The organism is Paenibacillus sp. IHB B 3415, from assembly GCF_000802655.2.
Lineage (GTDB): Bacteria > Bacillota > Bacilli > Paenibacillales > Paenibacillaceae > Paenibacillus_AQ > Paenibacillus_AQ phytohabitans.
Map to the genome: position 1 here is coordinate 86,062 of NZ_JUEI01000022.1, position 24,663 is coordinate 110,724.

Annotated in this window: 20 protein-coding genes; 18 read left to right on the plus strand and 2 right to left on the minus strand. The window is 54.1% G+C overall.

Features of this window, described 5'->3' with window-relative positions:
- Positions 1-580: 580 nt before the first annotated feature.
- The 5 genes from QW71_RS12230 to QW71_RS12250 all read left to right on the plus strand — a co-directional run bounded on the left by QW71_RS12230 (position 581) and on the right by QW71_RS12250 (position 4,969).
- Positions 581-1,489 carry an EAL domain-containing protein gene (locus tag QW71_RS12230; RefSeq protein WP_039297974.1) on the plus strand — a complete coding sequence of 303 codons (909 nt, stop codon included), beginning with the start codon at positions 581-583 and terminating at the stop codon, positions 1,487-1,489.
- Complete coding sequence (locus QW71_RS12235; protein WP_039297976.1) at positions 1,470-2,438, plus strand: GGDEF domain-containing protein; 969 nt, start codon at positions 1,470-1,472, stop codon at positions 2,436-2,438. The genes QW71_RS12230 and QW71_RS12235 overlap by 20 nt, the downstream gene beginning before the upstream one ends.
- Before the next feature lie 117 nt (positions 2,439-2,555).
- Positions 2,556-2,993: a hypothetical protein gene (locus QW71_RS12240; RefSeq protein ID WP_039297979.1), complete on the plus strand. Its 438-nt coding sequence runs from the start codon at positions 2,556-2,558 to the stop codon at positions 2,991-2,993.
- A gap of 122 nt (positions 2,994-3,115) precedes the next feature.
- A complete protein-coding gene (locus tag QW71_RS12245) occupies positions 3,116-4,015 on the plus strand; it encodes a selenium metabolism-associated LysR family transcriptional regulator (RefSeq protein ID WP_039297980.1) in 900 nt (299 codons plus the stop codon).
- A gap of 93 nt (positions 4,016-4,108) precedes the next feature.
- Positions 4,109-4,969 carry a PHP domain-containing protein gene (locus QW71_RS12250; RefSeq protein ID WP_039298179.1) on the plus strand — a complete coding sequence of 287 codons (861 nt, stop codon included), beginning with the start codon at positions 4,109-4,111 and terminating at the stop codon, positions 4,967-4,969.
- Positions 4,970-5,122: 153 nt separating this feature from the next.
- Here the strand turns inward: QW71_RS12250 and QW71_RS12255 are convergent, their stop codons facing one another.
- A complete protein-coding gene (locus QW71_RS12255; protein WP_039297982.1) occupies positions 5,123-7,009 on the minus strand; it encodes an NFACT family protein in 1,887 nt (628 codons plus the stop codon).
- A 190-nt stretch (positions 7,010-7,199) separates the two neighbouring features.
- On the opposite strand from QW71_RS12255, the gene QW71_RS12260 reads away from it, so the two are divergent.
- The 5 genes from QW71_RS12260 (at position 7,200) to QW71_RS12280 (ending at position 15,668) form a co-directional block, all read left to right on the plus strand.
- A complete protein-coding gene (locus QW71_RS12260) occupies positions 7,200-10,010 on the plus strand; it encodes a calcium-translocating P-type ATPase, SERCA-type (RefSeq protein ID WP_039297984.1) in 2,811 nt (936 codons plus the stop codon).
- A 145-nt stretch (positions 10,011-10,155) separates the two neighbouring features.
- Positions 10,156-10,992: a diaminopimelate epimerase gene (dapF, locus tag QW71_RS12265; RefSeq protein ID WP_039297986.1), complete on the plus strand. Its 837-nt coding sequence runs from the start codon at positions 10,156-10,158 to the stop codon at positions 10,990-10,992.
- 544 nt (positions 10,993-11,536) lie between these two features.
- On the plus strand, positions 11,537-13,351 hold the full coding sequence (locus tag QW71_RS12270) for a spore germination protein (protein ID WP_235441452.1): 1,815 nt from the start codon (positions 11,537-11,539) through the stop codon (positions 13,349-13,351).
- Positions 13,335-14,549, plus strand: coding sequence for a Ger(x)C family spore germination protein (locus QW71_RS12275; protein WP_052769997.1), 1,215 nt, complete (start codon positions 13,335-13,337; stop codon positions 14,547-14,549). Before QW71_RS12270 ends, QW71_RS12275 begins: the two co-directional genes overlap by 17 nt.
- An 18-nt stretch (positions 14,550-14,567) precedes the next feature.
- Positions 14,568-15,668, plus strand: coding sequence for a GerAB/ArcD/ProY family transporter (locus tag QW71_RS12280; protein ID WP_039297988.1), 1,101 nt, complete (start codon positions 14,568-14,570; stop codon positions 15,666-15,668).
- On the opposite strand, the gene QW71_RS12285 is transcribed toward QW71_RS12280, so the two are convergent.
- Positions 15,641-15,898, minus strand: coding sequence for a hypothetical protein (locus QW71_RS12285; RefSeq protein WP_039297990.1), 258 nt, complete (start codon positions 15,896-15,898; stop codon positions 15,641-15,643). The genes QW71_RS12280 and QW71_RS12285 overlap by 28 nt on opposite strands.
- Before the next feature lie 156 nt (positions 15,899-16,054).
- Between QW71_RS12285 and QW71_RS12290 the strand changes: the two genes are divergently transcribed.
- From QW71_RS12290 to def, 8 genes are all read left to right on the plus strand, one after another.
- Complete coding sequence (locus tag QW71_RS12290) at positions 16,055-17,929, plus strand: bifunctional homocysteine S-methyltransferase/methylenetetrahydrofolate reductase (RefSeq protein ID WP_039297992.1); 1,875 nt, start codon at positions 16,055-16,057, stop codon at positions 17,927-17,929.
- Between the two features lie 38 nt (positions 17,930-17,967).
- Complete coding sequence (locus QW71_RS12295; protein WP_039297994.1) at positions 17,968-18,864, plus strand: YicC/YloC family endoribonuclease; 897 nt, start codon at positions 17,968-17,970, stop codon at positions 18,862-18,864.
- Between the two features lie 51 nt (positions 18,865-18,915).
- Positions 18,916-19,176: an extracellular matrix/biofilm regulator RemA gene (gene remA, locus QW71_RS12300; protein ID WP_006209218.1), complete on the plus strand. Its 261-nt coding sequence runs from the start codon at positions 18,916-18,918 to the stop codon at positions 19,174-19,176.
- An 18-nt stretch (positions 19,177-19,194) separates the two neighbouring features.
- Complete coding sequence (gmk, locus tag QW71_RS12305) at positions 19,195-19,764, plus strand: guanylate kinase (RefSeq protein ID WP_039298007.1); 570 nt, start codon at positions 19,195-19,197, stop codon at positions 19,762-19,764.
- A 54-nt stretch (positions 19,765-19,818) separates the two neighbouring features.
- The gene (rpoZ, locus tag QW71_RS12310) at positions 19,819-20,022 is read left to right on the plus strand and encodes a DNA-directed RNA polymerase subunit omega (RefSeq protein WP_039298009.1); all 204 of its coding nucleotides are present in this window, start codon (positions 19,819-19,821) and stop codon (positions 20,020-20,022) included.
- A gap of 284 nt (positions 20,023-20,306) precedes the next feature.
- On the plus strand, positions 20,307-21,539 hold the full coding sequence (coaBC, locus tag QW71_RS12315) for a bifunctional phosphopantothenoylcysteine decarboxylase/phosphopantothenate--cysteine ligase CoaBC (protein ID WP_039298011.1): 1,233 nt from the start codon (positions 20,307-20,309) through the stop codon (positions 21,537-21,539).
- A complete protein-coding gene (gene priA / locus QW71_RS12320) occupies positions 21,539-24,070 on the plus strand; it encodes a primosomal protein N' (RefSeq protein ID WP_039298012.1) in 2,532 nt (843 codons plus the stop codon). The genes coaBC and priA overlap by 1 nt, the downstream gene beginning before the upstream one ends.
- A 104-nt stretch (positions 24,071-24,174) precedes the next feature.
- Positions 24,175-24,660 (plus strand): peptide deformylase, encoded by a 486-nt coding sequence (def, locus tag QW71_RS12325; RefSeq protein ID WP_039298014.1) that lies wholly within the window; start codon positions 24,175-24,177, stop codon positions 24,658-24,660.
- Positions 24,661-24,663 lie beyond the last annotated feature (3 nt).

Genomic DNA, 24,663 nt, shown 5'->3' on the forward strand with positions numbered 1-24,663 from the left:
AGTCTCATGCTCCTTTGTGTTTCTAACCTAACCTCATTCCGCCAATGCGGGCCTGAGGTTATTTGCTGTACCCGGAAATACCTTGAATATGTTCCGGTTAGTACAACAGTTCATTTAATGCAGCAATTTGTGTATTCAGTTTCAATTGGGTATTCAGTGATAGTTGTAGTTTGTGCAGTTAAAAACAGCGAAAAGATGTGCTTGCATCGTTTAACTGTATCCTGTACAACTAAATCTGCCAAAATGGGTGGAAACCTTCTGCTACAGTCACTTTAATTGCACGAAATACAACTAAACGTTGAGGGGGTTCAAAGTCAGAGGATTTAGTTGTACAAAGTGCAATTAAGCATACCGGATACTCCTAGGCACATATCATGTCCGGGTCATTGCAGACCCTCAGCAGGCGATTTGCCTAAGTGATTTTCACTAGTGTATATCTGACGCTATACCAGTCCGGGCCTGTCCTAAATTACTGCCATAAACCGTTGACTGCCGCCCATAGTTTATACCTGCTTAATACTTCCGGACTATGCTGGAGAGAGAGTGACAAAATTCACGAAGAAAACATACAGGTGATAAAATGAATAAATCAGGGACACTGTCCCGCAAGCTGGCGGCGCTGCCGCAATACTTTCAGCATCTGAGCGGAAGATTCAGGGAAGAAGCCAGGGAGCTGGGCAGATTATCTATGCTGCTTGATATTATGGATAAGGAAATGCTGGATACATACTTTCAGCCGATTCTGCATCTGCGGAGCGGGACAACGATCGGACATGAAGTGCTGAACCGCCCGCCCAGTTCCCCGCAGTTCCCGAGCACCGAGCATTTCTATGATTTTGCCGGAAGGACAGAGCAGATGTTCAGATTCGAGCAGTACTGCCGGAGAATGTCCTTGTCCCGTTATATGGAGCGGCTGCCGGAGGCGGATGCTGCGGGTGATAAACTGGTATTTGTTAATGTGCATCCGGGGGTGCTGAATGATTCCCGCCACAAAAGCGGTGAAACTCTTACCCTCCTGAAGGAGCTGGGACTTGCGCCGGAGCGTGTGGTGTTTGAGCTGACGGAACGTCAGGCGGTGCAGGATTATATCGGATTCGAGAAAGTGTTGTCCCATTATCGTGAACAGGGCTTCCGCATTGCCGTTGACGATGCCGGTTCCGGTTACAATAGCCTCAAGACGCTGGTCTACCTGAAACCGGAGTTCATTAAGCTGGACAAGTCGCTGATCCGCGGAATTCACAGCAGCAGGGAACAGCAGGAGCTGCTGGAGCTGGTCAGGGAATACGCGGACCGCTCGTCTACCCGGGTGATTGCCGAAGGCATCGAGACGGCGCAGGAGCTGCTCTTTTTGCAGATGGCGGGAGTGGAGTTTGGTCAAGGTTATGCGCTTGGAAGACCGGCCCATCTGCCTGAACATGGAGGATTCCCGTCTTCGGCACAGCCGTTTCCAGGAAGAGGAGGATACAGGCATGTTTCTTCAAATTGGTGAAATCGCCGAGCAGATTCCGGAAATTACGATCCATCACAAATGCGAGTTTGTAGATCAGATTTTCAAAAAGAATCCACAGCTCCAAGGCGTCGCAGTAACTGAGAATGGCTGTACGGTAGCGCTCATCATGAGAATCCGTTTTTATCAGCAAATCGGTACACTGTATGGTTATACGCTGTATATGGGCAGATCCGTGGAGCTGGTGATGGATAGAAATCCGCTTGTGGTGGATTATAAGACGCCGATTATTGATGTGAGCAGGCTGGCTATGGCCAGGAACGAAGAGAATCTGTACGACTATGTGATCGTCACCCACGGGAACGCATTGTTCGGAGCGGTGAGCGTGCGGGATCTGCTGCTTAATTTTGCGGAAATTCAGGCGGTGGCGGCCAGCTTTCTGAACCCGTTAACGGGACTGCCGGGCAATGTCAGTATTACAGAGTGGATGGTTAAATCGCTGCTGCAGGAGCAGTTCAGTGTTCTTTACATTGATCTGGATCATTTTAAGGCCTACAACGATACATACGGGTTTAAGGAAGGCGACCGGATGATTCAGGCTACGGCGGAGCTTTTGAAGCATGAGGCGCTGCATCTGGACGGTTTTTTGGGACATATCGGCGGGGATGACTTTATTATCTTCATCAGCCATTATCAATATGAGGAGTGCTGCAGGAGCATCATCAGGGCGTTCGATATGGTGGTAAAAGATTTCTATCATGCCGAGCATCTGGCCCGGCAGTTTGTGCTGACCGAGAGCCGTTCAGGACGGATGGAGGAAATTCCGCTGGTCTCGATCTCCATCGCCGTTGTAACCAACCGCTGCCGCAGATTCGCTTCGGTCGAGGACCTGTCCGAAGAGGCGGCCCGCTTCAAAAAAAGCTGCAAAATGATCAAAGGCAGCAGCTATGTTGATGACAGCGATATCAGCCTGCACAAGATCGGACACTAAGACTCACGCCTGTATGCTTCACGGGGAGGGCGGTATGCTTGAACAACAGACATCAATGCGGTAAGATTGACAACAATAAGAGCATGCCAAGACCCTTTTACGTGGAGTGTGATGACAATGCATGGCAAGGGGATGGAATGGTGGGAGGCGTATGAGCCCTTCCATATCGTGCTGAATGACTACGGGATTGCCGATATCGTGCTTACCCAGCATGCGAAGAGCCGCTATGCGGACCGGGTCGCAGAGGAGGATGACGGGAACGGCGAAGTGACGGCATGGATCTGGCAATGCTTGAAGCAGAACAGGGTGAAACCCTATTCGCACAGTGAGTATAATGCCTATCTGATCGACGGCGATACGGTGATTGTGGTCGATTTCAGGCAGCTTGAGGGCGTGACTTCGCTCTCCGGTGAGCCGCTGTACGTCATGGTGGTAGTGTCGTTTCTCGGCCGGATTTCGGCGACTCCCCAGCTGCGGGATCTCAAGAAGTACTATTCGTGGCTGCGCCACTCCCGCCGCATGAAGCTGATGAAGAAGCGCCGCAGACGCAAGTAGAAGGGATGTAAGTCAACGAAGGCATGCGGCTTAAGGCTGCGTGCCCTTTTTTTGAAGAATAGGCATTCACCCGAAGCAAATCGCCACTTTGTGTGGTTATTTTGAAAAGGAGTCAGAAAAGCATGAACTTTCACCAGCTACATATTTTTTATACCGTATCCGAACGGGGCAGCTTCTCGGCGGCGGCACTGACGCTGCATATGACACAGCCTGCAGTGACGATGCAGATTCAGGCGCTGGAGGATTATTTCGGAGCCAAGCTGTTTGACCGGTCGACTAAAAAAATAATGCTCTCCGAAGCCGGCCGCACGCTGATGCCATTCGCGCTGCGGAGTATGCAGCTGATGCGGGAGACGGATCAGGCGATGTCAGCCTTCACCCATATGCTGGAGGGCCGGCTGCAGCTGGGCGCGAGCCTGACGATCGGTGAATATGTGCTTCCGCGCCTGCTCGGTCCCTTCGGCAGGGAATACCCGAACATCTCAATCATGATGAAGGTGATGAATACCACGCAGATTATGGAGGAGATTAACAAACACCAGCTGAACTTCGGGCTAATCGAAGCGCCGGTATCCCATCCGGATATGGTCATCGAGCCCGTCATGGGCGATGAGCTCAAGCTGATCGTTCCGCAGGGCCACCCGCTGGCGGACCAGGCTGAAGTTACCCTGAGCGATGCGCTCGGTTATCCGTTCGTGCTGCGTGAGCAGGGCTCAGGGACACGGAGGGTGATGGAGGAGCAGCTGGTAGCGAAGGGACTTGATCCCGGTGCCATGCGGATTGTGATGGAGCTGGGCAGTACAGGCGCAGTGAAGTCGGCTGTGGAGGCCGGGCTTGGAATTACGATTATTTCAACATCATCGGTTAAGCATGAGGTGGCGCTCGGACTGCTGAAGATTGTCAATCTCACAGATGCCTCATTCAAACGGCAGTTCTACGCGATTCATCTGAAGTCGACGCTGCTGCCGATTTCGGCTGTAACGTTTCTAACCTTCCTGCGCCAGCATGCGGACGGGCAATAGCTGAATAAGAACGCCGCAGACAAGATACACTTGGAGAAATAGAGGGGGATTCATATGGAAGAGAAGAATAATATCAGTGAATATACGCAGGGAATCGAAGAGGGGATCGCGTCGGGAAGATGTGATCTGCATAGCCACACACAGGCTTCTGACGGTATGCAGCCTCCGGCTGAGAATGTGCGTCTGGCTTATGAGAAAGGGCTGGCGGCGGTAGCCATTACCGACCATGATACCGTAAGCGGTATTGCAGAAGCGCTGGAAGCCGGTAAGCGGCTGGGAATTACGGTGGTTCCCGGTGTAGAGATCAGCACGCGGGCCGGAGGGAAAGAGATTCACGTGCTCGGCTATTATATCGATACGGAGCAGGAGCTGTTCCTGTCCCGGCTGGAACAGCAGCGGAATACCCGCCTGGGGCGAAATGAGGCAATAATAGACAAGCTTCGCGGGCTGGGGATTGAGATCAGCATGGAGCAGGTGTTATCGGGCATGGGCAGGGAGCTGAAGCCGGATGAGAGTGTCGGCCGGCCGCATATTGCCGATGAGCTGGTGCGCCTTGGAGCAGCAGCGGACATGCGGGATGCGTTTGATAAATATCTGGCTGAAGGTGCAGCGGCGTATGTATCGCCTCCGCGCATCACGCCGGAAACCGCCTGCCGCTGGATACAGGAAGCGGGCGGCGCAGCGGTGCTGGCCCATCCCGGCATTTACGGGGATGATGAACTGGTGCGGAAGATCCTGGAGACCGGTGCTCTGCGCGGAATCGAGGTCTACCATTCCGATCATGGTCCGGCGGAGCATGAACGTTATCTTGCGCTGGCTGAGGAATTCGGCCTGCTGGTCACCGGCGGCTCGGATTTCCATGGGGCGCGGCATGGCGTGATTTTTCACGGGGATATCGGCAGTGTCCATGTATCCACAGCTGTGCTGGAGCAGTTGAAGGCGGCCCGAAGCTGAGCCTGAACCTGAATGGAAAGCGATCCGCTTAAGGAAGGGCCGGCAGCCTGTGAAAATACCTGCCCTATGAAATTAGAGGGCGGCAATACCAAAAACAACCTCCATTCCATTGGCGATGATGCCTGTGGCTGGAGGTTGTTTGGCTTCCCGGGACTAGCTTCGCAGAACGCTGGCCAGACCCTTGATACGCTCTTCATCCGGTGTCACGAATAGCGTCCGCTGATGATCGTATATGACGAAGCCCGGTTTCGCTCCGCTGGGCTTGCGGACATGCCGGATCAGGGTGCAGTCTACCGGAACGCTGCTCGACTGCTTGGCCTGGCTGAAGTAGGCGGCGAGCTGTGCAGCTTCTTCCAGGGTGGCATCGCCGAATTCCTCGCTGCGGATGACCACATGCGAACCCGGAATGTCTTTGGTGTGCAGCCAGGTATCGTTCGCCGAAGCCAGCCGGTTGGTGACATATTCGTTCTGAAGATTGTTTTTGCCGACGTAAATATCTATGCCTTCGGAAGAGGTGAATACCTGCAGGGTAGGGCGGGTCGCCTTCTTCTTCTTTTTGCCCTTTTTGCTGCGGTCCCGCAGATAACCCTGGGTCACCAGCTCCTCGCGGATTTCCTCGATATCATTCAGTGAGGCGTGGGCGAGCTGCTGCTGCAGCGTCTCCATGTAGGCAATTTCCTCATGGGTCTTGAGCAGCTGTTCGCCGATGACCCGCAGGCTGTTCTTATATTTGTTGTATTTCTTGAAATAGCGCTGCGCATTGTCCGTAGGGCTTAAGAGCGGATCTAGCGGAACAGTGATTTCTGCCTGATTCTCATCGTAATAGTTTACTAGCTTTGCCGTCTTATCCCCTTTGTTCAAAGTGTGCAGGGAAGCGAACAGCAGCTCGCCCCAGATCCGGAACTGGTCGGCGTCCTGGGCTTCATCCAGATCCTTCTGCAGATTGGCAAGCTTCTTGATGTTTTTGCCGCGCTCATTGCCGAGGAAACGGATTAGGTCGCTTACCCGCTGCTTCACGGTATCCTTCTCCGCTTTATCCCCGTAATAATCCTCCAGACACGTGCTGATTGAGCTGTACTGCTTCACATTCCCGCCCATCAGCTTCAACGGTATGGCGGAGAAGATGGGCTTGCCTTTAGCATTCAAGCCGGAGACCGGCGAGAACCGGAGCTCCCTTACCGGCTCCATTACGGAATTGAAGGCTTCCCACAGCTGCTCCGGGTGGTTTACCCCGCTGCTGAACTCCTGGGCATCGCCCCCGAGTGCCTTGTAGCGGTGGACGATCTCACCGGCAATGAGCGGACTGAGGCCGTTAAAAGCATGCACCAGCCAGCCCGCCGGATCGGCTGAAGGGGAAGGGCCGCCGGAGCCGTCGGCTTTCGGTTCTTCCAGCGAGGCCAGAAGCCCCGCAATCTCGCCTTCGATCATATCCTCCTCAGGCTCCTCCGGATGCTCTGCAGCGTAGAGGGCTGCTTCTTCAGCCGAAGCCATCAACGAGATGAAAGCGGCCTGGCTTATGCCGAGCGGATTCAGCTTATGCTGCTGCGGCGGTTCGGTATAGGCCGCTCCCGGCATAACGACCCGGTAGCTGCTGATCGACGGGGTGACATGATGAATCCCGTCGATAATCGTGCCGGTGGACAGCTCGGTCAGAATGATGTTGCTATGCCGTCCCATCAGCTCAATGATGATTTTTTTGGCGGAGACATCTCCCAGCTCATCCCGGGTTCTGATCGTCATATGAATGATCCGCTCCATGCCCACCTGCGTGATGCTCTCGATGGTGCCGCCTTCGCAATGCTTGCGCATCAGCATGCAGAACATTGGCGCTTCCGCCGGATTGATAGTGCTTCTCTCGGTCAGATGCAGCCGGGGGTAGGTCGGATTCGCTGACAGCAGCAGCTTGCCGCCGCCGCCCGCACCGCGCAGGGTGAAGATCAGGTCATGTGTGCTGGGTTGATATATTTTGCCGACGCGTGCACCGATGAAGGGCTGAAGCTCATGCACGATCGCTTTGGTAACGATGCCGTCTAATGCCATGATAAAGTTCTCCTGTCGCCTAAAAATAATGTACTCTCTCTATGATGCCATACTTTCACTCGTTCGCGCAAAAGGAGAAACCGGATGCGGTGATAATTTGGGACGACCATGAATACACTTGGACATGAACAGGTGGAAAAGCTGTGTGCCGCCGGAAGTCAAGAAACGACCGGGAGGGGAAAGATAAGTCATGGAACAAAAAAGTTGGCACCACCTCGGTGCAGAGGAGCTGCAGGAGATGTTCAGCGTTCATCCGGGAGCGGGTCTGAGCGCTGAGGATGCTGCAGAGAGACGTAAAGAGAGCGGGTACAATGAGCTGTCGGAGGGCAAAAAGGTATCGCCTGTTACGCTCATGCTCAATCAGTTCAAGGATTTCATGGTGCTGGTGCTGATGGGTGCGACACTGGTATCCGGCCTGCTTGGCGAATATCTCGATGCGATTACGATTGTTGCCATTATTCTGCTTAACGGGGTACTCGGTTTCGTACAGGAGTTCCGCGCAGAGCGTTCGCTCCGGGCACTGAAACAGCTGTCTGCCCCGTCTGCCAAGGTATTGCGCAGCGGGAAGCAGGAAGTGATTGCAGCCAAAATGCTGGTGCCCGGTGATATCGTCCTGCTGGAGAGCGGAGACCGTATCCCTGCGGATGTCCGCTGGCTGCAGTGCAGCGCCCTATACGCCGAGGAATCGGCACTGACGGGGGAATCCTTACCGGTCTCCAAGCATGCGGAGGCGATCCATGCCGAAGAGATCCCGCTTGGCGACCAGAAGAATATCGGCTTCATGGGCACGATGGTGACCCGGGGAACAGGCCGGGCAGTCGTCGTCCGCACCGGCATGAATACCGAGATGGGCAAGATTGCGGACCTGATCCAGAATACGGAAACCCAGGAAACGCCGCTGCAGCACCGTCTGGAGCAGCTTGGCAAGATTCTGATCTATGTCTCCCTGGGCCTCACGATTGTCGTTGTCCTTGCAGGGATTCTGCATGGACAGCCTGCGCCGGCGATGTTCCTGGCAGGTGTCAGTCTGGCCGTAGCAGCCATTCCGGAAGGTCTTCCGGCGATTGTAACCATTGCTCTTGCCCTGGGCGTCCAGCGGATGATCAAGCGCAAGGCCATCGTCCGGAAGCTGCCGTCCGTAGAGACCCTGGGCTGTGCCTCGGTCATCTGCTCGGATAAGACGGGGACGCTCACTCAGAATAAAATGACGGTAACGCGGGTGTGGAACGGCGGACGGAGTCTGGAAGTGACCGGGGAGGGTTATTCGCCTGCAGGACATGTACTCCATAAAGGCAAGCCTGTAGATCTGAAGAATGACCAGAGTCTGCGGCGGATGCTGCAGGTGGGGGCTTTATGCAGCAATGCGGAGATTTTTGAGACTATCGCCGATACACGCGGCAAGAAGAAGGGCAAAGGCGCAGAAGCCGATAAGGTTGCGGACACCCAGTCTGTGTGGGAGCTTAAGGGGGATCCGACAGAAGGCGCGCTGGTGACCTTGTCTGCCAAAATGGGGTTAACCGCACAAACGCTTGCTGTTACCTATACCCGGGAAACGGAGTTTCCGTTTGATTCTGAACGCAAGCTGATGTCTGTGATCGTCAGCCATCCCGGCGGACGGATGATCTGCACCAAGGGCGCGCCTGATGTGCTGCTGAATTGCTGCTCCTATATGCTGTGGGAAGGCGGAGTAGTTCCTTGTACGCCAACCTTGCGCCAGAAGGTGCTGGAGGCCAATGAGGAAATGGCCGGAGGTGCTCTGCGCGTACTCGGGATGGCATACCGCGAGATGCGTACAGGAGAAGTGGCCGGCAGCGAGAAAGAAGCGGAATGCCAGCTTGTCTTCGTAGGGCTTGCCGGAATGATTGACCCGCCGCGCCGTGAAGTGCGCGATGCGATTCAAGTTACCCGCCGGGCCGGAATCAAAACAGTGATGATTACCGGGGACCATGGAACGACTGCGGAAGCAATTGCCCATCAGCTCGGCATTCTGCAGCGTGGGGGAACTGTCCTGACCGGCAGCCAGCTTACCCGGATGGACGATGATGCACTCGACAAAGTGTCCGATAACGTCTATGTATACGCCCGGGTATCTCCTGAGCATAAGCTGCGGATTATCAAGTCGCTGCAGCGCCAGGGCCATGTGGTAGCGATGACCGGGGATGGTGTGAACGATGCTCCGGCTATCAAGGCGGCGGATATCGGAATCTCCATGGGTATCACCGGCACGGATGTAACCAAAGAAGCATCATCACTTATCTTAGGGGATGACAATTTCTCGACGATTGTTGCGGCCATTGAAGAAGGCCGGAATATCTATGAGAACATCCGCAAGTTTATCCGCTATCTGCTGGCTTCGAATGTCGGCGAGATTCTGACGATGTTCTTCGCGATGATGCTGGGGCTGCCGCTGCCGCTGGTGCCGATCCAGATTCTCTGGGTCAACCTGGTCACGGATGGACTGCCGGCGATGGCGCTGGGGGTAGATCAGCCTGAGAAGGATTTAATGGAGCACAAGCCCCGCGGAGCCAAGGAAAATATCTTTGCCCGCCGTCTGGGCTGGAAGATCGTCAGCCGCGGGCTGCTGATCGGCCTCTGCACCCTGGCCGCATTCTGGCTGACGCTGCGCATTGCTCCGGATAATGCACAGCAGCTGGTGCGGGCGCAGTCGGTTGCTTTTGCCACACTGGTTATGGCCCAGCTCATCCATGTCTTCGACTGCCGCAGCTCCCGGTCGGTATTCCACCGGAATCCGTTCCAGAACAAAGCGCTGGTGCTCGCCGTTCTGTCGTCTGTGATCCTGATGCTGGCCGTAATGTACCTGCCGTTCCTGCAGCCGGTATTCAAGACCGTTCCGCTCAGCTTCCGCGAATGGTGCCTGGTGCTGGTGATGGCCGGTGTCCCGACTTTCCTGATGGGTGCGGGCAGCGTCTGGGGCGGCAAGAAGAACCGCAGCCGCAGCGGCGGACGGCAAATGATAAAAAGTACAAAGTTTTCGGCATAAAATCAATAGCATCACTCCACTCCTTTAAGGTATGCTGGTTACACTGGGAAGCTTGGTTTACGATGAACCGGCTGGCATATTTCAAACAAAACTCAGCTAATGCTTCTGAATTAGGCTGACAAAACTTTTAGGAGTGGACGATATAATGGAATTTACTAAGATGCACGGACTAGGCAATGACTTTATAGTTGTATTCGGCGAGGATGAGCTGCCGGGCAATGCTTCGGAGCTGGCAGTTACGCTGTGCAACCGGTTCTTCGGCATCGGCGCTGACGGTCTGGTATACATTCTGCCTTCAGAGCGCGGTGATTATATGATGCGTATTATGAACTCTGACGGCTCGGAAGCCGAGCAATGCGGCAATGCCATCCGCTGTGTCTCCAAATATGTGTATGAGCACGGACTGGTGGAATCGGAGCAGATTGTGATCGAAACGATTGGTGCCGGTGAACAGAAAGTGTCCCTGAAGGTAAAAGATGGTGTGGTGGAGACTGTTACCGTGGATATGGGCGAGCCGGTTCTGTCCGGACTGCAGATTCCTGTAGCGATCGATGCAGAGCCTGTGCTGGATCAGCCGATTGAGGCGGACGGAAAGGAATTCAAATTCACCGCTGTTTCCATGGGCAATCCGCATGCGGTTATTTATGTAGATGATGCTGTATCCTTCGACCTCGGCACGTGGGGACCGAAGCTGGAAGTTCATCCGCTCTTCCCGCGCAAAGTAAATGTGGAGTTCGCTACCGTTGTGGACCGCGGACATGTGGATATGCGTGTCTGGGAGCGCGGAGCCGGACCTACACTGGCCTGCGGAACCGGAGCCTGTGCCACTCTGGTCTCCTCCGTACTGAACGGGGTAACAGACCGTTCAGCCTGGATCAGCCTGAAGGGCGGCGACCTGTTCATCGAGTGGAATGAGGAAGATAATCATGTGTATATGACAGGTCCTGCACAGGTGGTGTATACCGGTTCGGTGGATATTTAAACCGGATTTGATACGGATAGCAGATTAAACACCAATAGCAATAGATCTGGAATCCCCCGCGAGCTGCGAGCTTGCGGGGGATTTCTGCATCCGCCGGGCCTTCACCCGCCGGGCCTTCAGCCCGGTGGGATTTGGACTTTTAGCTGCTGCTGGAGCACGAATTCCCTGATGAATTCCGCTGACCGCACACAGTCCGCCATTTTTTAAAATCCTTCCCGAAATACAACATTTCCCTCTTTATTCCGGTACATATCCGGAATTGTTGTACGAAAAGCAGCATTTCGCCTCCACCAAGCCACTTTGCGAGATAATTCCTGTATTTCATACAACAATCCTCTAGAATGCCCGGGTATCTATGAGCCAAAGCTGTAATACGTGCAACATTTTGCCGGTGTGGCGTGAATTTAAGTGGCGTGAACTTAAGAATCTCCATTCAGCCCATGGATACCTCTAAGCTCCAGCCCGGAGGGAACCCAGCCGAATAATGGCAAGGAGATCCGCGAATAATAGAACTCTGCATGAGCAAGGGAGGGGTGAGGCGGATATGAAGTCATGGTCCAATAAACATAAACAGACAACAGCTGCAGCTCCGGCGAACCAGACAGCTGAAGGCGGAACTCCATATCTGTCCGATAACGTTGCCCGGAACCTGGATAATATGCAGTCTGAGCTTGGCGGCAGTCCGGATCTCAAAGTCCGCAGAATCCAGATCGGCGGAGAACGCCGGATTGAAGCGGCGGCAATTCATCTCAGCGGATTGGCCGATACGGTGGCCGTAAACGAATTTGTAATTGGCTCGCTGCTGGGCAATACGGAGGGCTTGTTCCCGGACGATACGGACGACATGGTAACAGCCAGCGATCAAGCCGCACCGGAGACCAGCCATGGTGATCCTGCGGCTTCAACCGGCACCGCAGCTCCGGCAGAAGCTGCAATTAACGCCACAGCTGAGTCTGCTGCTAAGTCCGCCCCCATATTCACCGCAGAGCCCGGCGACGGACGCTCCCCCCTCCCGCAGCTGATTCTAAACCGCGCCCTGGAAATCGGCGACGCGGTACTGCAGGAGGAATGGAAGGATATCATGTTGGCCGTTCTCTCAGGCGACACCGTTATATTGCTGGAGGGATACCGGACAGCTATTATCTGCGAGACCCGGGGCGGAGAGCAGCGCTCGGTCAGCGAGCCTTCCTCGCAGCTTGTGGTCCGGGGGCCGAAGGATGGTTTTGTAGAGTCGGTAGCCACGAACATCTCACTGATCCGCCGCCGGATCAAATCGCCCAAGCTGCGTCTGGAATACATGAAGATAGGTACGGAAACACAGACCCATGTCGCTCTGATGTACATGAAGGGAATAGCTGGGGAAGATCTGATCCGGGAGGTCAGGGAACGCCTGCGTAAGATTGCCTTAGATGAAGTGCTGGAGTCCGGTTTCATTGAAGAATTAATTCAGGATAAGACGTTCACCCCTTTTCCTACCATATACAATTCGGAACGGCCGGATGTGGCGGCAGGCAATCTGCTGGAAGGCAGAGTGGTCATTATTGTCGACGGCACCCCGTTTGTCCTGATTCTTCCGGCAGTGTTCACGCAGTTTTTTCAGTCTGCGGAGGATTATTCCCAGCGTTTTGATATTGCCATTTTGATGCGGGTCATCCGTTATGTCAGCTTTCTGGTCCTGATTCTCGGCCCTTCCGTTTATCTTGCACTGACTACCTATCATTATGAGATGATACCGACAACACTGCTGATCAATCTGCTCTCGCAGCGGGAGAATGTGCCTTTCCCGGCTTTTGTGGAGGTGCTGCTGATGGAAACGGCTTTTGAGATTCTCCGGGAAGCCGGTGTGCGGATGCCCCGTGTCATCGGGCAAACGGTATCCGTTGTCGGTGCGCTTATCCTGGGAACCGCTGTGGTGGAAGCGGGGATCATTACACCGATCATGGTTATCGTGGTAGCGTTGACCGGGATTGCCAGCTTTGCCATTCCGGCCTATAACATGGCGATTGCCGGGAGACTTATCCGGTTTGCTTTTCTGATCATGGCAAGCATGTTCGGCTTCTACGGGATTACGCTGGGACTGATTGTACTAGTGGCACATATGAACAGCCTGCGTACCTTCGGCATTCCCTACTTATCCCCGTTCGTGCCTCTTTCGGTCAAAGGGCAGAAGGATACGATTCTCAGGCTGCCGCTCTGGCTGATGGGCCCCCGCAAATCACCGCAGCAGATGCGCGCAGAGCTGCCTGAATACATGCAGCTAACGACGGGCTATGACGAGCAGCTGTCTCCGCTCATTCTCAAGAATAATACCGCTGCCAGGCAGCAGGGCGAAGGTGAACAACATGAAACTGATGACTAAGATAACCGTCTTCCCTGGACTGCTGCTGGTTCTTCTGCCGCTGCTCCTGCTTACCGGCTGCTGGGACAATGTGGAGCTTAACCGCCGTGCCATCGTCTCAGGGGTTGCCATCGACCGGGGTCCGACCGAGGCCGAGAAATACCGGCTGTCTTTTCAGGTCATCGTTGCTGAGGAAATATCCGGGGAGAATGCCCGGGGGATTTCCCCGGTTGCCATGTACACAGGTACCGGCCGGACGATGTTCGAGGCACTGGCCGATGCTTCCCGGCAAACAGCGCGTTTCTTATCCCTGGGGCATGTACGGGTGCTGGTGGTGTCCGAGGAGCTTGCCCGTGAAGGGATCAAGGATATCCTGGATGTGCTGGAGCGGGAGAGTGATACCAGGCTCACCAGTCTGATCTTTATCGCCAAAGGACAGCCGGCGCATGAGCTGATGTCAACGATGACCGTGTTCAGCAAAATCCCCGCAAATGATCTGGTGGAGAAGCTGGAGACGACTTCGAAGCAGTTCGGCTACAACTTCCGGATGGAGGTGGATGATGTGATCCGCGGGGTTCAGCTCACAGGAGGCGGACCTATTATCAATGGGGTGTTTACGAGCGGAAGCAGGGGGGGCGCTGACACCAATGATAACCTGAAAAGCATTGAGCCCCGGACCATTCTGAGAATTTCAGGACTGGCAGCGTTCAAGGACGATAAGATGAAAGGCTGGTTGGAAGGCGACGCCGCGCTGGGCACCGTTCTTTTGCATAACAAAATCAAAGAGTTTCCCGTTGTAATCAGAGACAAGGAAGGCGGCTATCTGTCTTTCAATGTCTATCATTCCCAGGTAACCTTGAATACGGCTGTTACAGATCCGGAGCATCCGGTCATTATCGTGAAAATCAGACAACAGGCTGCGATTAAGGAATCTGCCAATTCCCTGGACCTTACTTCACCGGAGGTACTGGAGGGATTGTCTGAACAGCTGACGGAGGAAACGATCAAGCAGATTAAGACAGCAATTGCTTCAGCACGGGAGTTCAAAAGCGATTATCTCGGCTTCGGCCAGGTACTGCAGCGGAACCATCCGCGCGGCTGGAAGCAGGTCAAGGATCATTGGGAGGATATTTTCGCAGCCTGTGAAGTCCAATTTGACGCAGATGCCGTCATCCGGCATACGGATATGCGCAGCAACTCTTTTCAGATCAACAAATAAAACCGGGGAGGTCTACATATGGGGACGATCAAAATCGGACTGGGCCAGTTCTTCTGCTTGACCGTTTTGTTTGAGCTGGGAACGGCACTGGTTGTCAATCTGGGCATGGAGTCCGGCAGGGATGCCTGGCTCTCGATTCTGGTCGGCTGTGTGGCCGGTCTGATCGTGTTCACGGGTTATGCCTATCTGTACCGCAAGCACCCCGACATGCCTTTTACCGCCTATACGCGGCAATTGCTCGGCAAATATATCGGAACTCCGGTGGCCATACTGTACATCATTCTCTACATTAACCTTGCCGCCCGGGATTTGCGCGATGGCAGCACTATGCTCGCTATGGCAACCATGCACAACACTCCGCTGTTCATTCTCAGCACGCTGATGGTGCTCTCGGGGGCGTATGTGCTGCATAAAGGCGTGGAGGTGCTGAGCAGGACTTCGGTGGTTTTTGCGCTTGTCGTGATGCTGATCGGCTTGTTCGGCACAATTATGCTGGTGCTCTCGGGGTCTATCAATTTGCACAGACTGCTGCCCGTGCTTGAGAATGGCCTTCAGCCTGTGCTGTTCTCGGTGGCGCATCAGAATTACATGTTTCCGTTCGGGGAGATGATTTGCTTCACCATGCTGATGCCCTATTTGTCCAATGTCAAAAAAGGACCCTGGGTCATCGCCGCCGGTATCCTCTTCTCCGCCATTCTGCTCAGCTTCACTATGGCCTTGAATATTTCAGTCCTGGGTGAGGATATTGTGGAGCGCTCCCCGCTGCCGCTGATGCCGACGATCAGCAAGATTTCGATCTCGGATTTTATCCAGCGTGTGGATATTTTTGTAGTAATGGTGCTGATTATCGGGGTGTTTTTCAAAATGGCCGTGTTCTTTGCCGCTGCGCTGGTCGGTATTTCGGAGCTGTTCCATATGCCTTTCCGCCGGATGCTGTATCCTTGTGCGCTGATTATTCTGTTCACCTCCATGCTGGATGCCCGCAGCTTTATAGAGCATCTGGATGAGGGAGGTGGTCTTTTATATTTGGTGTATCCTTTTTTCATGCTGGTTGTTCCGGCAGTGCTGGTAGTGATGGCAGCAGTCCGGGCTCATTTCTCTGCACCGCGTCCGGGCTGAGTTCCGCGTATCCAGTAGACGGCATCCGGCACGATCATGCAGAGGACCAGCACAGCTGCAGTCAGCTTCTCGGAAGCAGTGTAGAGGAGGTAATCGATAATGTAGCCGATATTATCCAGCCCGTACCCGAACAGCCAGTCCCCCAGGTACAGATACAGCAGCGAGAGGACGGACAGCAGCAGGATGACGGCATATTTGCGCAGCAGCAGCTTACGGGTGTTTTTTTTCATTGGACAGGCTCCTCTGTAAAAGAATAGGAGTAGTATGAATCATTTGCCGGTATGCCATGCAAAGGGCGTCTGTTTCCGCTGATCAAAGCTTATCATCCATCCCGTTTTATGTTACATTAGTATGAAACTAATGACAAAAAAGGGGAGGTTCTTACGGTGAAGCCGGATTTGCGCTCTGCATGGGAGAATAACGTATTGGTCGGAGACGGGGCGATGGGAACCTTTTTATATCAAAAGGGTTTTCCTGTAGGCATCTCCTATGAGGAATTGAATCTGACCTCTCCGGAGGTGATTGAGGATGTGCACCGGAGCTACATGGAAGCCGGTTCAGTCCTGCTGGAGAGTAACACGTATTCGGCGAACTATGATAAGCTCTCCAAATTCGGGCTGGAATCGAAGGTTGGGGAGATCAACCGCGCCGGGGTGAGCATTGCCCGCCGTGCAGCCGGAGAGACCGGCTATGTAGTCGGGGCTGTGGGATCTATACGCGCCGGCAAACGGGCTAATTTGTCCTCGGCTGAACTTAAGCGGTTTTTCTCGCAGCAGATTGCTGCGCTGCTGGAAGAGCAGCCGGACGGTATCATGCTGGAGACCTTTTATGATGTGGAGGAGCTTCACCTGGCACTCAGAACCGTCCGCAAGCTCAGCGGGCTTCCTGTAATCTGCCAGCTGGCTGTAGATGACTCGGCGCGCACACTGGACGGGCTGACTCTGCCTGAGGCGTTCCGCATTCTGGAACAGGACGGGGCGGATGTAATCGGCTTCAACTGCAACACCGGGCCGAACGGCATCAAGCGTGCGCTTGGCACTCTTCAGGGGCGGCTTGTGCTTCCGGTATCGATCTATCCCAATGCGGGGGTAGCAGATTATGTGGACGGCCAGTACCGCTACGGGGCATCACCGGAATATTTCGGCCAGATGGCTCCGGTCTTCGCGGATATGGGCAGCCGGATCATCGGAGGATGCTGCGGCACCACTCCCCGGCATATTGCGGAAATTTCCGCTGCACTCAAGGATTATGCGGTTACGCCGCTTCCGGAACCTGATGAACATAGAATGGCAGAACGGATTTCTGTGCATGAGCATCTTAGTGAGGATGAAGGACAGGGCGGAGCAGAACCGACGCTTGTGGATCTGGTGAAGGAACGGCATACAGTGATCGTAGAGCTTGATCCGCCGCGTGATCTTGACATCGCGAAGTTCATGCGGGGAGCGGAAGCGCTGCGCAGAGCCGGCGCGGATGCGCTGACGCTGGCAGACAACTCGCTTGCGGTTACCCGGATGAGCAATATGGCACTGGGACATCTGGTTCAGGCCCGTACAGGGCTGCGGCCGCTGGTGCATATTGCCTGCCGGGACCGCAATCTGATTGGTACCCAGTCGCATTTAATGGGCTTTGACGCTCTTGGCATTGACCATGTACTGGCTGTAACCGGTGATCCGGCGCGCTTCGGTGATCTGCCCGGGTCCAGCTCGATTTATGATCTGACCTCTTTTGAAATTATACGTATGATCAGACAGCTGAATGACGGTGTGGCCTTCTCGGGCAAGCCGCTCAAACAGAAGGCGAAGTTCGTGATCGGTGCTGCGTTTAATCCCAATGTCAAGCACTTGGACAAGGCGGTGGAGCGGCTGGAGAAGAAGATCGCATCCGGTGCGGATTACATTATGACCCAGCCTGTCTATGATCCTGAATTAATTGCCCGGATTGCCAAAGCCACAGAGCATCTGGATATTCCGATCTTTATCGGAATCATGCCGCTGGCCAGCGGCCGGAACGCTGAATATCTCCATAATGAGGTTCCGGGAATTCAGCTCTCCCCCGAGGTCCGCAGCCGCATGCAGGGACTGGAAGGCGAAGCGGGGCGCGCGGAAGGCGTTCTCATTGCCAAGGAGCTGCTGGATGCGGCGACTGCGCATTTTAACGGCATCTATCTGATTACACCCTTTATGTTCTATGATATGAGTGTACAGCTGCTGGAGTATGTCTGGGCGAAGCAGGGACGCAGATTGTCCCCCTTGTTTCGCTAGTAAGAATCAATTACAATAGTGTAATGGATGTGATTCCGTTGTCATTTAGTATGACCGGATACGGTCAGTCATCCCTGCAATTCGGTGGACACAAGATTAGTTTCGAAGTCAAATCGGTGAATAACCGTTACTGCGAAGTTGTGCTGCGGATGCCCCGGGATTGGACGGGTTATGAGGATATGGTGCGGCGGCTGGTTCAAGCCCATATCAAACGGGGACGGGTAGATGTCATCATTAATAGGGAACTCACCGAGGGTGCGGCTGACGCGCATGCGCTGAACCGCACGCTGGTGAAGTCCTATCTGGACGCCGCAGAGGCCTTAAGACGGGAGTATGGATTCCAGGGAGAGTTGACTCTCCGTGATATACTTTCTATGCCTGGTGTTATGGAATTCAAGGAAGAGATTCAGACTGCTGCTGCGGCTCCCTCTGAAGAAGTTACAGAGCTCCTCGAGAAGGGGATCCGCCTTAGTCTGGAGGCCCTGCTGGAGATGCGTGCCCGTGAGGGCAGGTATCTGGCTGCTGATCTGTCACGCCGGCTTGACCGGCTGGAAGAGCTGCATGCCGGGATAACCGGGCTTGCGCCTCTGGTTGTGCATGAATACCGCGAGAAGCTGCGGCAGCGGCTCAGCGGACTGAATGACGGGAACTTCCCATGGGATGAGCATAAATTCGGCATGGACATTGCTATTTTCGCCGACCGCTGCAGTATAGATGAGGAGCTTACCCGGCTGTACAGTCATTTCGGGCAATGCAGGGCTTTGCTGCTTGGCAGTGAACCTGCAGGGCGCAAACTTGATTTTCTCATTCAGGAGATGAACAGGGAGACCAACACCATCGGGTCCAAGTGCAATCATCTGGACATCGTGAATCTCACGCTTGACATGAAGGCGGAGCTTGAGAAGATACGCGAGCAAGCGGCGAATTTAGAATAACAGGGACCTGAAACAAGCAAAGATGTAACTTATGGGGGGAACAACCGGAACATGGCAATCAAATTAATCAACATCGGCTTTGGGAATATCGTGTCGGCCAACCGCATTATTTCCATTGTCAGCCCGGAATCTGCACCGATCAAACGAATTATTCAGGAGGCCAGAGACCGGCATATGCTGATCGACGCCACCTACGGAAGACGGACGCGGGCCGTCATCATTACAGACAGCGACCACGTCATTCTCTCGGCCGTTCAGCCGGAGACCGTTGCACACCGCCTATCCAGCAAAGATGACGATAACGACGAATAACAACAAATGGAGTGTACTATGTCAAAAGGATTGCTGATCATATTATCCGGCCCTTCCGGCGTCGGCAAAGGTACGGTATGCACTGCGCTGCGGCCGAAGATGCCTGAACTCGTCTATTCCGTTTCCGCCACCACGCGTTCACCGCGTGCAGGTGAAGAGAACGGCGTCAATTATTTTTTCAAATCCAGAGAGCAGTTCGCGGACATGATTGAAGGTGACCAGCTGCTCGAATATGCGGAGTACGTAGGCAATTATTACGGTACTCCGCGTGACTTTGTGGAGAGAACACTCGAGAGCGGAAGAGATATTATTCTGGAAATCGAGGTTCAGGGAGCTCTCAAAGTCAAAGACAAATTCCCAGAAGGCATCTTTGTCTTCCTTCTTCCTCCGTCGATGGACGAGTTGAAGGACCGTATCCGCGGACGCGGTACGGAGCATCCTGATGTGATTAATCACCGCATGTCTGTTGCAGAGGATGAAATCGGCCTGATCCGGCATTATGATTACGCAGTAGTGAATGACGAGATCGATCTGGCCTGCAAGCGAATAGAAAGCATTATTATCGCCGAACATTGTAAGGTGAGATGATAGGTTCTACAGGATTGGTTCATATTTATAGTAAAAGATGAAGAGGTGTTTTACATGCTATATCCATCCATTGACGAACTGGTGACCAAGGTCGACAGCAAGTATTCCCTGGTTGTCGCTTCAGCCCGCCGGGCTAGAGCACTCCGTGAAGGCGGAAAGACTGATATCAAGAACCCGAGATCGCACAAGTATGTTGGTGTTGCGCTTGAAGAGATCTATGAAGACCGCATTATCGTAACCCGCGGCGACGAAGAATAGTCTCAAGGTTCCGGCTCAAGGCTCACAGCAGAAACGGAAACCATCCCGCTTAGGGATGGCGCAGCCGTTTCTTCTTGAGTTAAGCCAGTTAAGCTGCACAATGAAATAGATAATAGCCCGCACCGGGCTGTTCCTGACAACCGGAAGGTTGTTATTTTTTTCTCTATTTATAAGGAAATAATGAAGCGGAGCTTCCTTTTGACGTAAATATGAAGATTTTCATTTCTTCTTTTCATAGCGGCATATACAATGGGCACAGATTGAGGTACAGGGGGGAGATCAGTTTGAAGAGTTTACAAGGAAAGTCGATTATACTCGGAATTACAGGAGGCATTGCTGCCTATAAGGCGGCGGCCCTAACCAGCAAGCTTACCCAGCAAGGCGCCGAGGTTCATGTTATTATGACTGCTTCGGCCAAGCAGTTCATTACGGAGCTGACACTGCAGTCATTGTCCAAGCAGCGGGTATACAGCGATACTTTTCAGGAACGCGACCCGTCCTCCATCTCGCATATTGATCTGGCGGATTCGGCCGATTTGGTCTTGATCGCACCGGCTACAGCGAATATTATTGCCAAAATGGCGCATGGGCTGGCAGATGATATGCTGTCGACTACACTGCTTGCCGCTACAGCTCCTGTAATGGTGGCTCCTGCGATGAATGTTCACATGTATCAGCATCCGGCGGTATTGAGCAATATCGATACACTATACAACCGGGGGGTACACTTTATTGAACCGGGCGAAGGACTGCTGGCCTGCGGTTACGTGGGCAAAGGGCGGCTGGAAGAGCCGGAAGCCATCGTGAAGGTTGTGGAGAACTTCTTTGCGCTGCAGAATGACAGGAAATCCGGACTGCTAACGGGTAAAAAGGTAGTTGTCACCGCTGGCGGTACGGTTGAACGTATCGATCCTGTCCGTTACATTTCCAATGATTCCTCCGGAAAAATGGGCTTCGCGCTGGCGCGGGCAGCACGCGCCATGGGGGCAGAGGTTACCTTGATCGCCGCGCGTACGGATGAAGCGCCGCCGCGCGATGCCGATATCCGGCTGGTCCGCGTGGAATCGGCGCAGGATATGTATGAAGCGGTCACGGAACGCTGGGCCGATTGCGACATTCTCATTAAAGCGGCGGCTGTCGCAGATTACCGCCCGAGACACAGCGCGGAGTCCAAGATCAAAAAGAGCGGTGACACCATGACCCTTGAACTGGTGAAAACTACCGATATTCTGGAAAGTCTCGGCAAAATAAAGGATAAGCAATTCCTGATCGGGTTTGCCGCGGAAACCGGAAATGCGGAATATTACGCCAAGGACAAGCTGGTGCGCAAGAACCTGGATCTGATTGTCGCTAATGATGTTGCTGTAGAAGGTGCCGGATTCGGCACGGATACCAACATTGTGTCGGTCTATGATGCAAACGGCCTGGTACTGGATCTTCCCTTAGCTTCCAAGGATGAGGTGGCGCGCCGGGTACTGCAGCTTGCCGCTGAACGTGTTGCCGGAGCCTTGTTATAATGGATATTGCCAAGGTCATTGTCGATGTTCCTGTGCGCAGCACCGACCGGCCGTTTGACTATTTGATTCCAGATTCACTGAAGCTTTGGATTGAAGTGGGCAGTAGAGTGGCGGTTCCATTTGGACCCCGTACGGTTCAGGGCTTTGTTGTATCATTGGAATCGGGAGAGACCGGCAGCGTATCAAGAATGAAGCCGATTGTGGAAGTGCTCGATCTGCTGCCTCCGCTGTCGCCGGAGCTGGTTGAGCTGGGGGATTGGATGAGCCAAAGATATGCCTGCAGACGGATCTCCGCACTGCAGGCTATGCTTCCGACTGCCCTGAAGGGCAAAGCCGAGCGGCTGATCTCGCTAGGTGATACAGAGGCAGCAGCCGATACTCCCGGAGATGAGCTGTTTCCGCTTTTCCTGGAGACTGACAACGAAGAGCAGGAGATTACTGACTTCGTCAGACGCCACGGGGAAGTATCCATGAAGCTGCTGACCCGCACCTTCCCGGAGGCTGCTGAGACTGTAAAGTTCATGGTGCGGCGCGGTGTGCTGGCGGAGAGCCAGTCGATCAAGGATAAGATGGGCAAGAAGAAGCTAAAGGCGGTTGATTTGGCCATAGGCCTCTCCGCAGCACGCGAATCCCTGTCCGGCTTCCCGGCGCGTTCGGCGCGCCAGAAGGAAGTCCTGTCCTTCCTGATCGATATGGAGGCAACACTTCCCATGCCGCTCAAGGATGTGCTGTCGGTTCTTCAGGTTACGGCCGGCACGGTGAAGGCTCTGGAGGACAAAGGGTATATTGAGATTAGTGAAATTGAAGTATACCGCGACCCCTATCAGGGACGCGATTTCAAGCCGAGCACACCCTTGCCGCTGACAGCGGAGCAAGAGGTTGTCTATAAGCGGATTGTGGGAACTGTAGAGCAGCAAACGCATGAAGTCTTCTTATTGCACGGGGTAACGGGCAGCGGGAAGACGGAGATTTATCTGCAGTGCATTCAGCGCTGTGTGGAGCAAGGGCGTCAGGCTGTAGTGCTGGTGCCGGAAATTGCCCTGACTCCACAGATGGTTGAACGGTTCAAAGGCCGGTTCGGCAGCGGGGTGGCGGTAATGCACAGCCGGCTGTCTGTCGGCGAACGCTACGACGAATGGCGCAAGATCCGTGAGGGCAAAGCGATGGTTGCTGTCGGCGCACGCTCGGCAGTGTTTGCTCCGTTTGCCAATCTGGGCCTCATTATTATGGATGAAGAGCATGAGGGCTCCTATAAGCAGGAAGAAAATCCGAAATACCATGCCCGTGATGTCGCGGTCCGCCGGGCTGAACAGGGCGGGGCAGTAGTGATTCTGGGCTCGGCTACGCCTTCGCTGGAGAGCTATCACGCAGCCAGATCACAGAGCGATATTCATTTCTCGCCTATCCTGCTGGAGATGCCTAGCCGCGCACTCGGCAACGAGCTGCCCAAGGTGGCAGTGGTCGACATGCGCGACGAGCTGAAGGAAGGCAACCGCTCGATGTTCAGCCGCAGGCTGCATGCTGCGCTGGTGAGCAGGCTGGAACGCGGGGAGCAGACGGTACTTCTCTTGAACCGCAGAGGGTTCTCTACCTTCGTCATGTGCCGGAGCTGCGGATATGTCGCCGGTTGTCCGGAATGCGATATCTCGCTGACCTATCATAGCCGCAGCGACAATCTGCGCTGCCATTACTGCGGCCATGCCGAGCCGGCACCTAAGCTGTGTCCCGAATGCGGCAGCGAGCATATCCGCTTCTTCGGGACAGGGACCCAGCGGGTTGAAGAGGAGCTTGGCAAGCTGTTTCCCGGTATCCGCGTCATCCGCATGGATGTGGATACAACCACAGAGAAGGGTTCACATGAGAAGCTGCTCAACCAGTTCAGGGATAAGAAGGCCGATGTACTGCTGGGAACGCAGATGGTGGCTAAAGGACTAGACTTCCCCGATGTTACCCTGGTCGGTGTTATCACTGCGGACTCGGCGCTGAACCTGCCGGATTTCCGGGCGGCCGAGAAGACCTTCCAGCTGCTCACACAGGTTGCCGGAAGAGCGGGCAGACATCAGCTCCCTGGCGAAGTGGTTGTGCAGTCTTATACACCGGAGCATTATTCGATTATCCATGCCAGCGGTCATGACTACAGGTCGTTCGTGCGGGATGAGCTGAAGCACCGCAAGGAGCTGCATTATCCGCCGTATTGCCGGCTGATTCTGGTTACGCTGTCGCATGAGCAGCTTCCGCTGCTGCTGAAGCTGGCGGAGAATTATGCCCTGAATATCCAGGGCAAAGCAAGGCAGCTGCGCTGGTATGGCAGTCTGGATAAGCTTTCCTCGGATGCACTGGATCTGCTGGGTCCCGTAGCGTCACCCTTGCCGCGGCTCAAAGGCCGTTACAGATTCCAGTGTATTATTAAATGGCGCGGTGCGATTGATGCGATCGGACTGGCCCGTCAGGTGGCCGAGGAGCTGGAGGACTCTGTCCGTGACAAAGGACTGCAGATCAGCATTGATGTGGACCCGCAGATGTTGATGTAATCTCCCGGCGTGTTACAATGGGTAAGGTGTTTTACTATGAAATGAAAGAATGATTTCATTTTATATACTATAGACATGTTCAGAACAAGGATGGTGTTTTTGTAATGGCAATCAGGCTGATCGTGAAAGAACCGGATGAAGTATTACACAAGAAAGCTAAGACCGTAACAACCGTAACCCCGAATGTGCAAAAACTGCTCGACGATATGGCGGATACGATGTATGACGCGGAAGGTGTTGGTCTCGCAGCTCCGCAGGTTGGAATTCTAAAGCGTCTGATCGTAATCGATGCCGATGAAGAGCATGGATTGATCAAGCTGATTAACCCTGAGATTATCAGCATGGACGGGGAGCAGTTCGGACCTGAAGGCTGCCTGAGTATCCCCGGCCTGAACGGCGATGTACGCCGTGCAGAGACAGTAACCGTACGCGGTCTGGACCGTGAAGGCAACGAAGTTACAATTACCGGAAGCGGATTGCTTGCACGGGCTTTTCAGCATGAAATCGATCACCTGAACGGTGTGCTGTTCACGGATATCGCCGAGAAGGTATATGAGTATACAGCAGAACGCAGTGAAACTGAGGAGTGAATG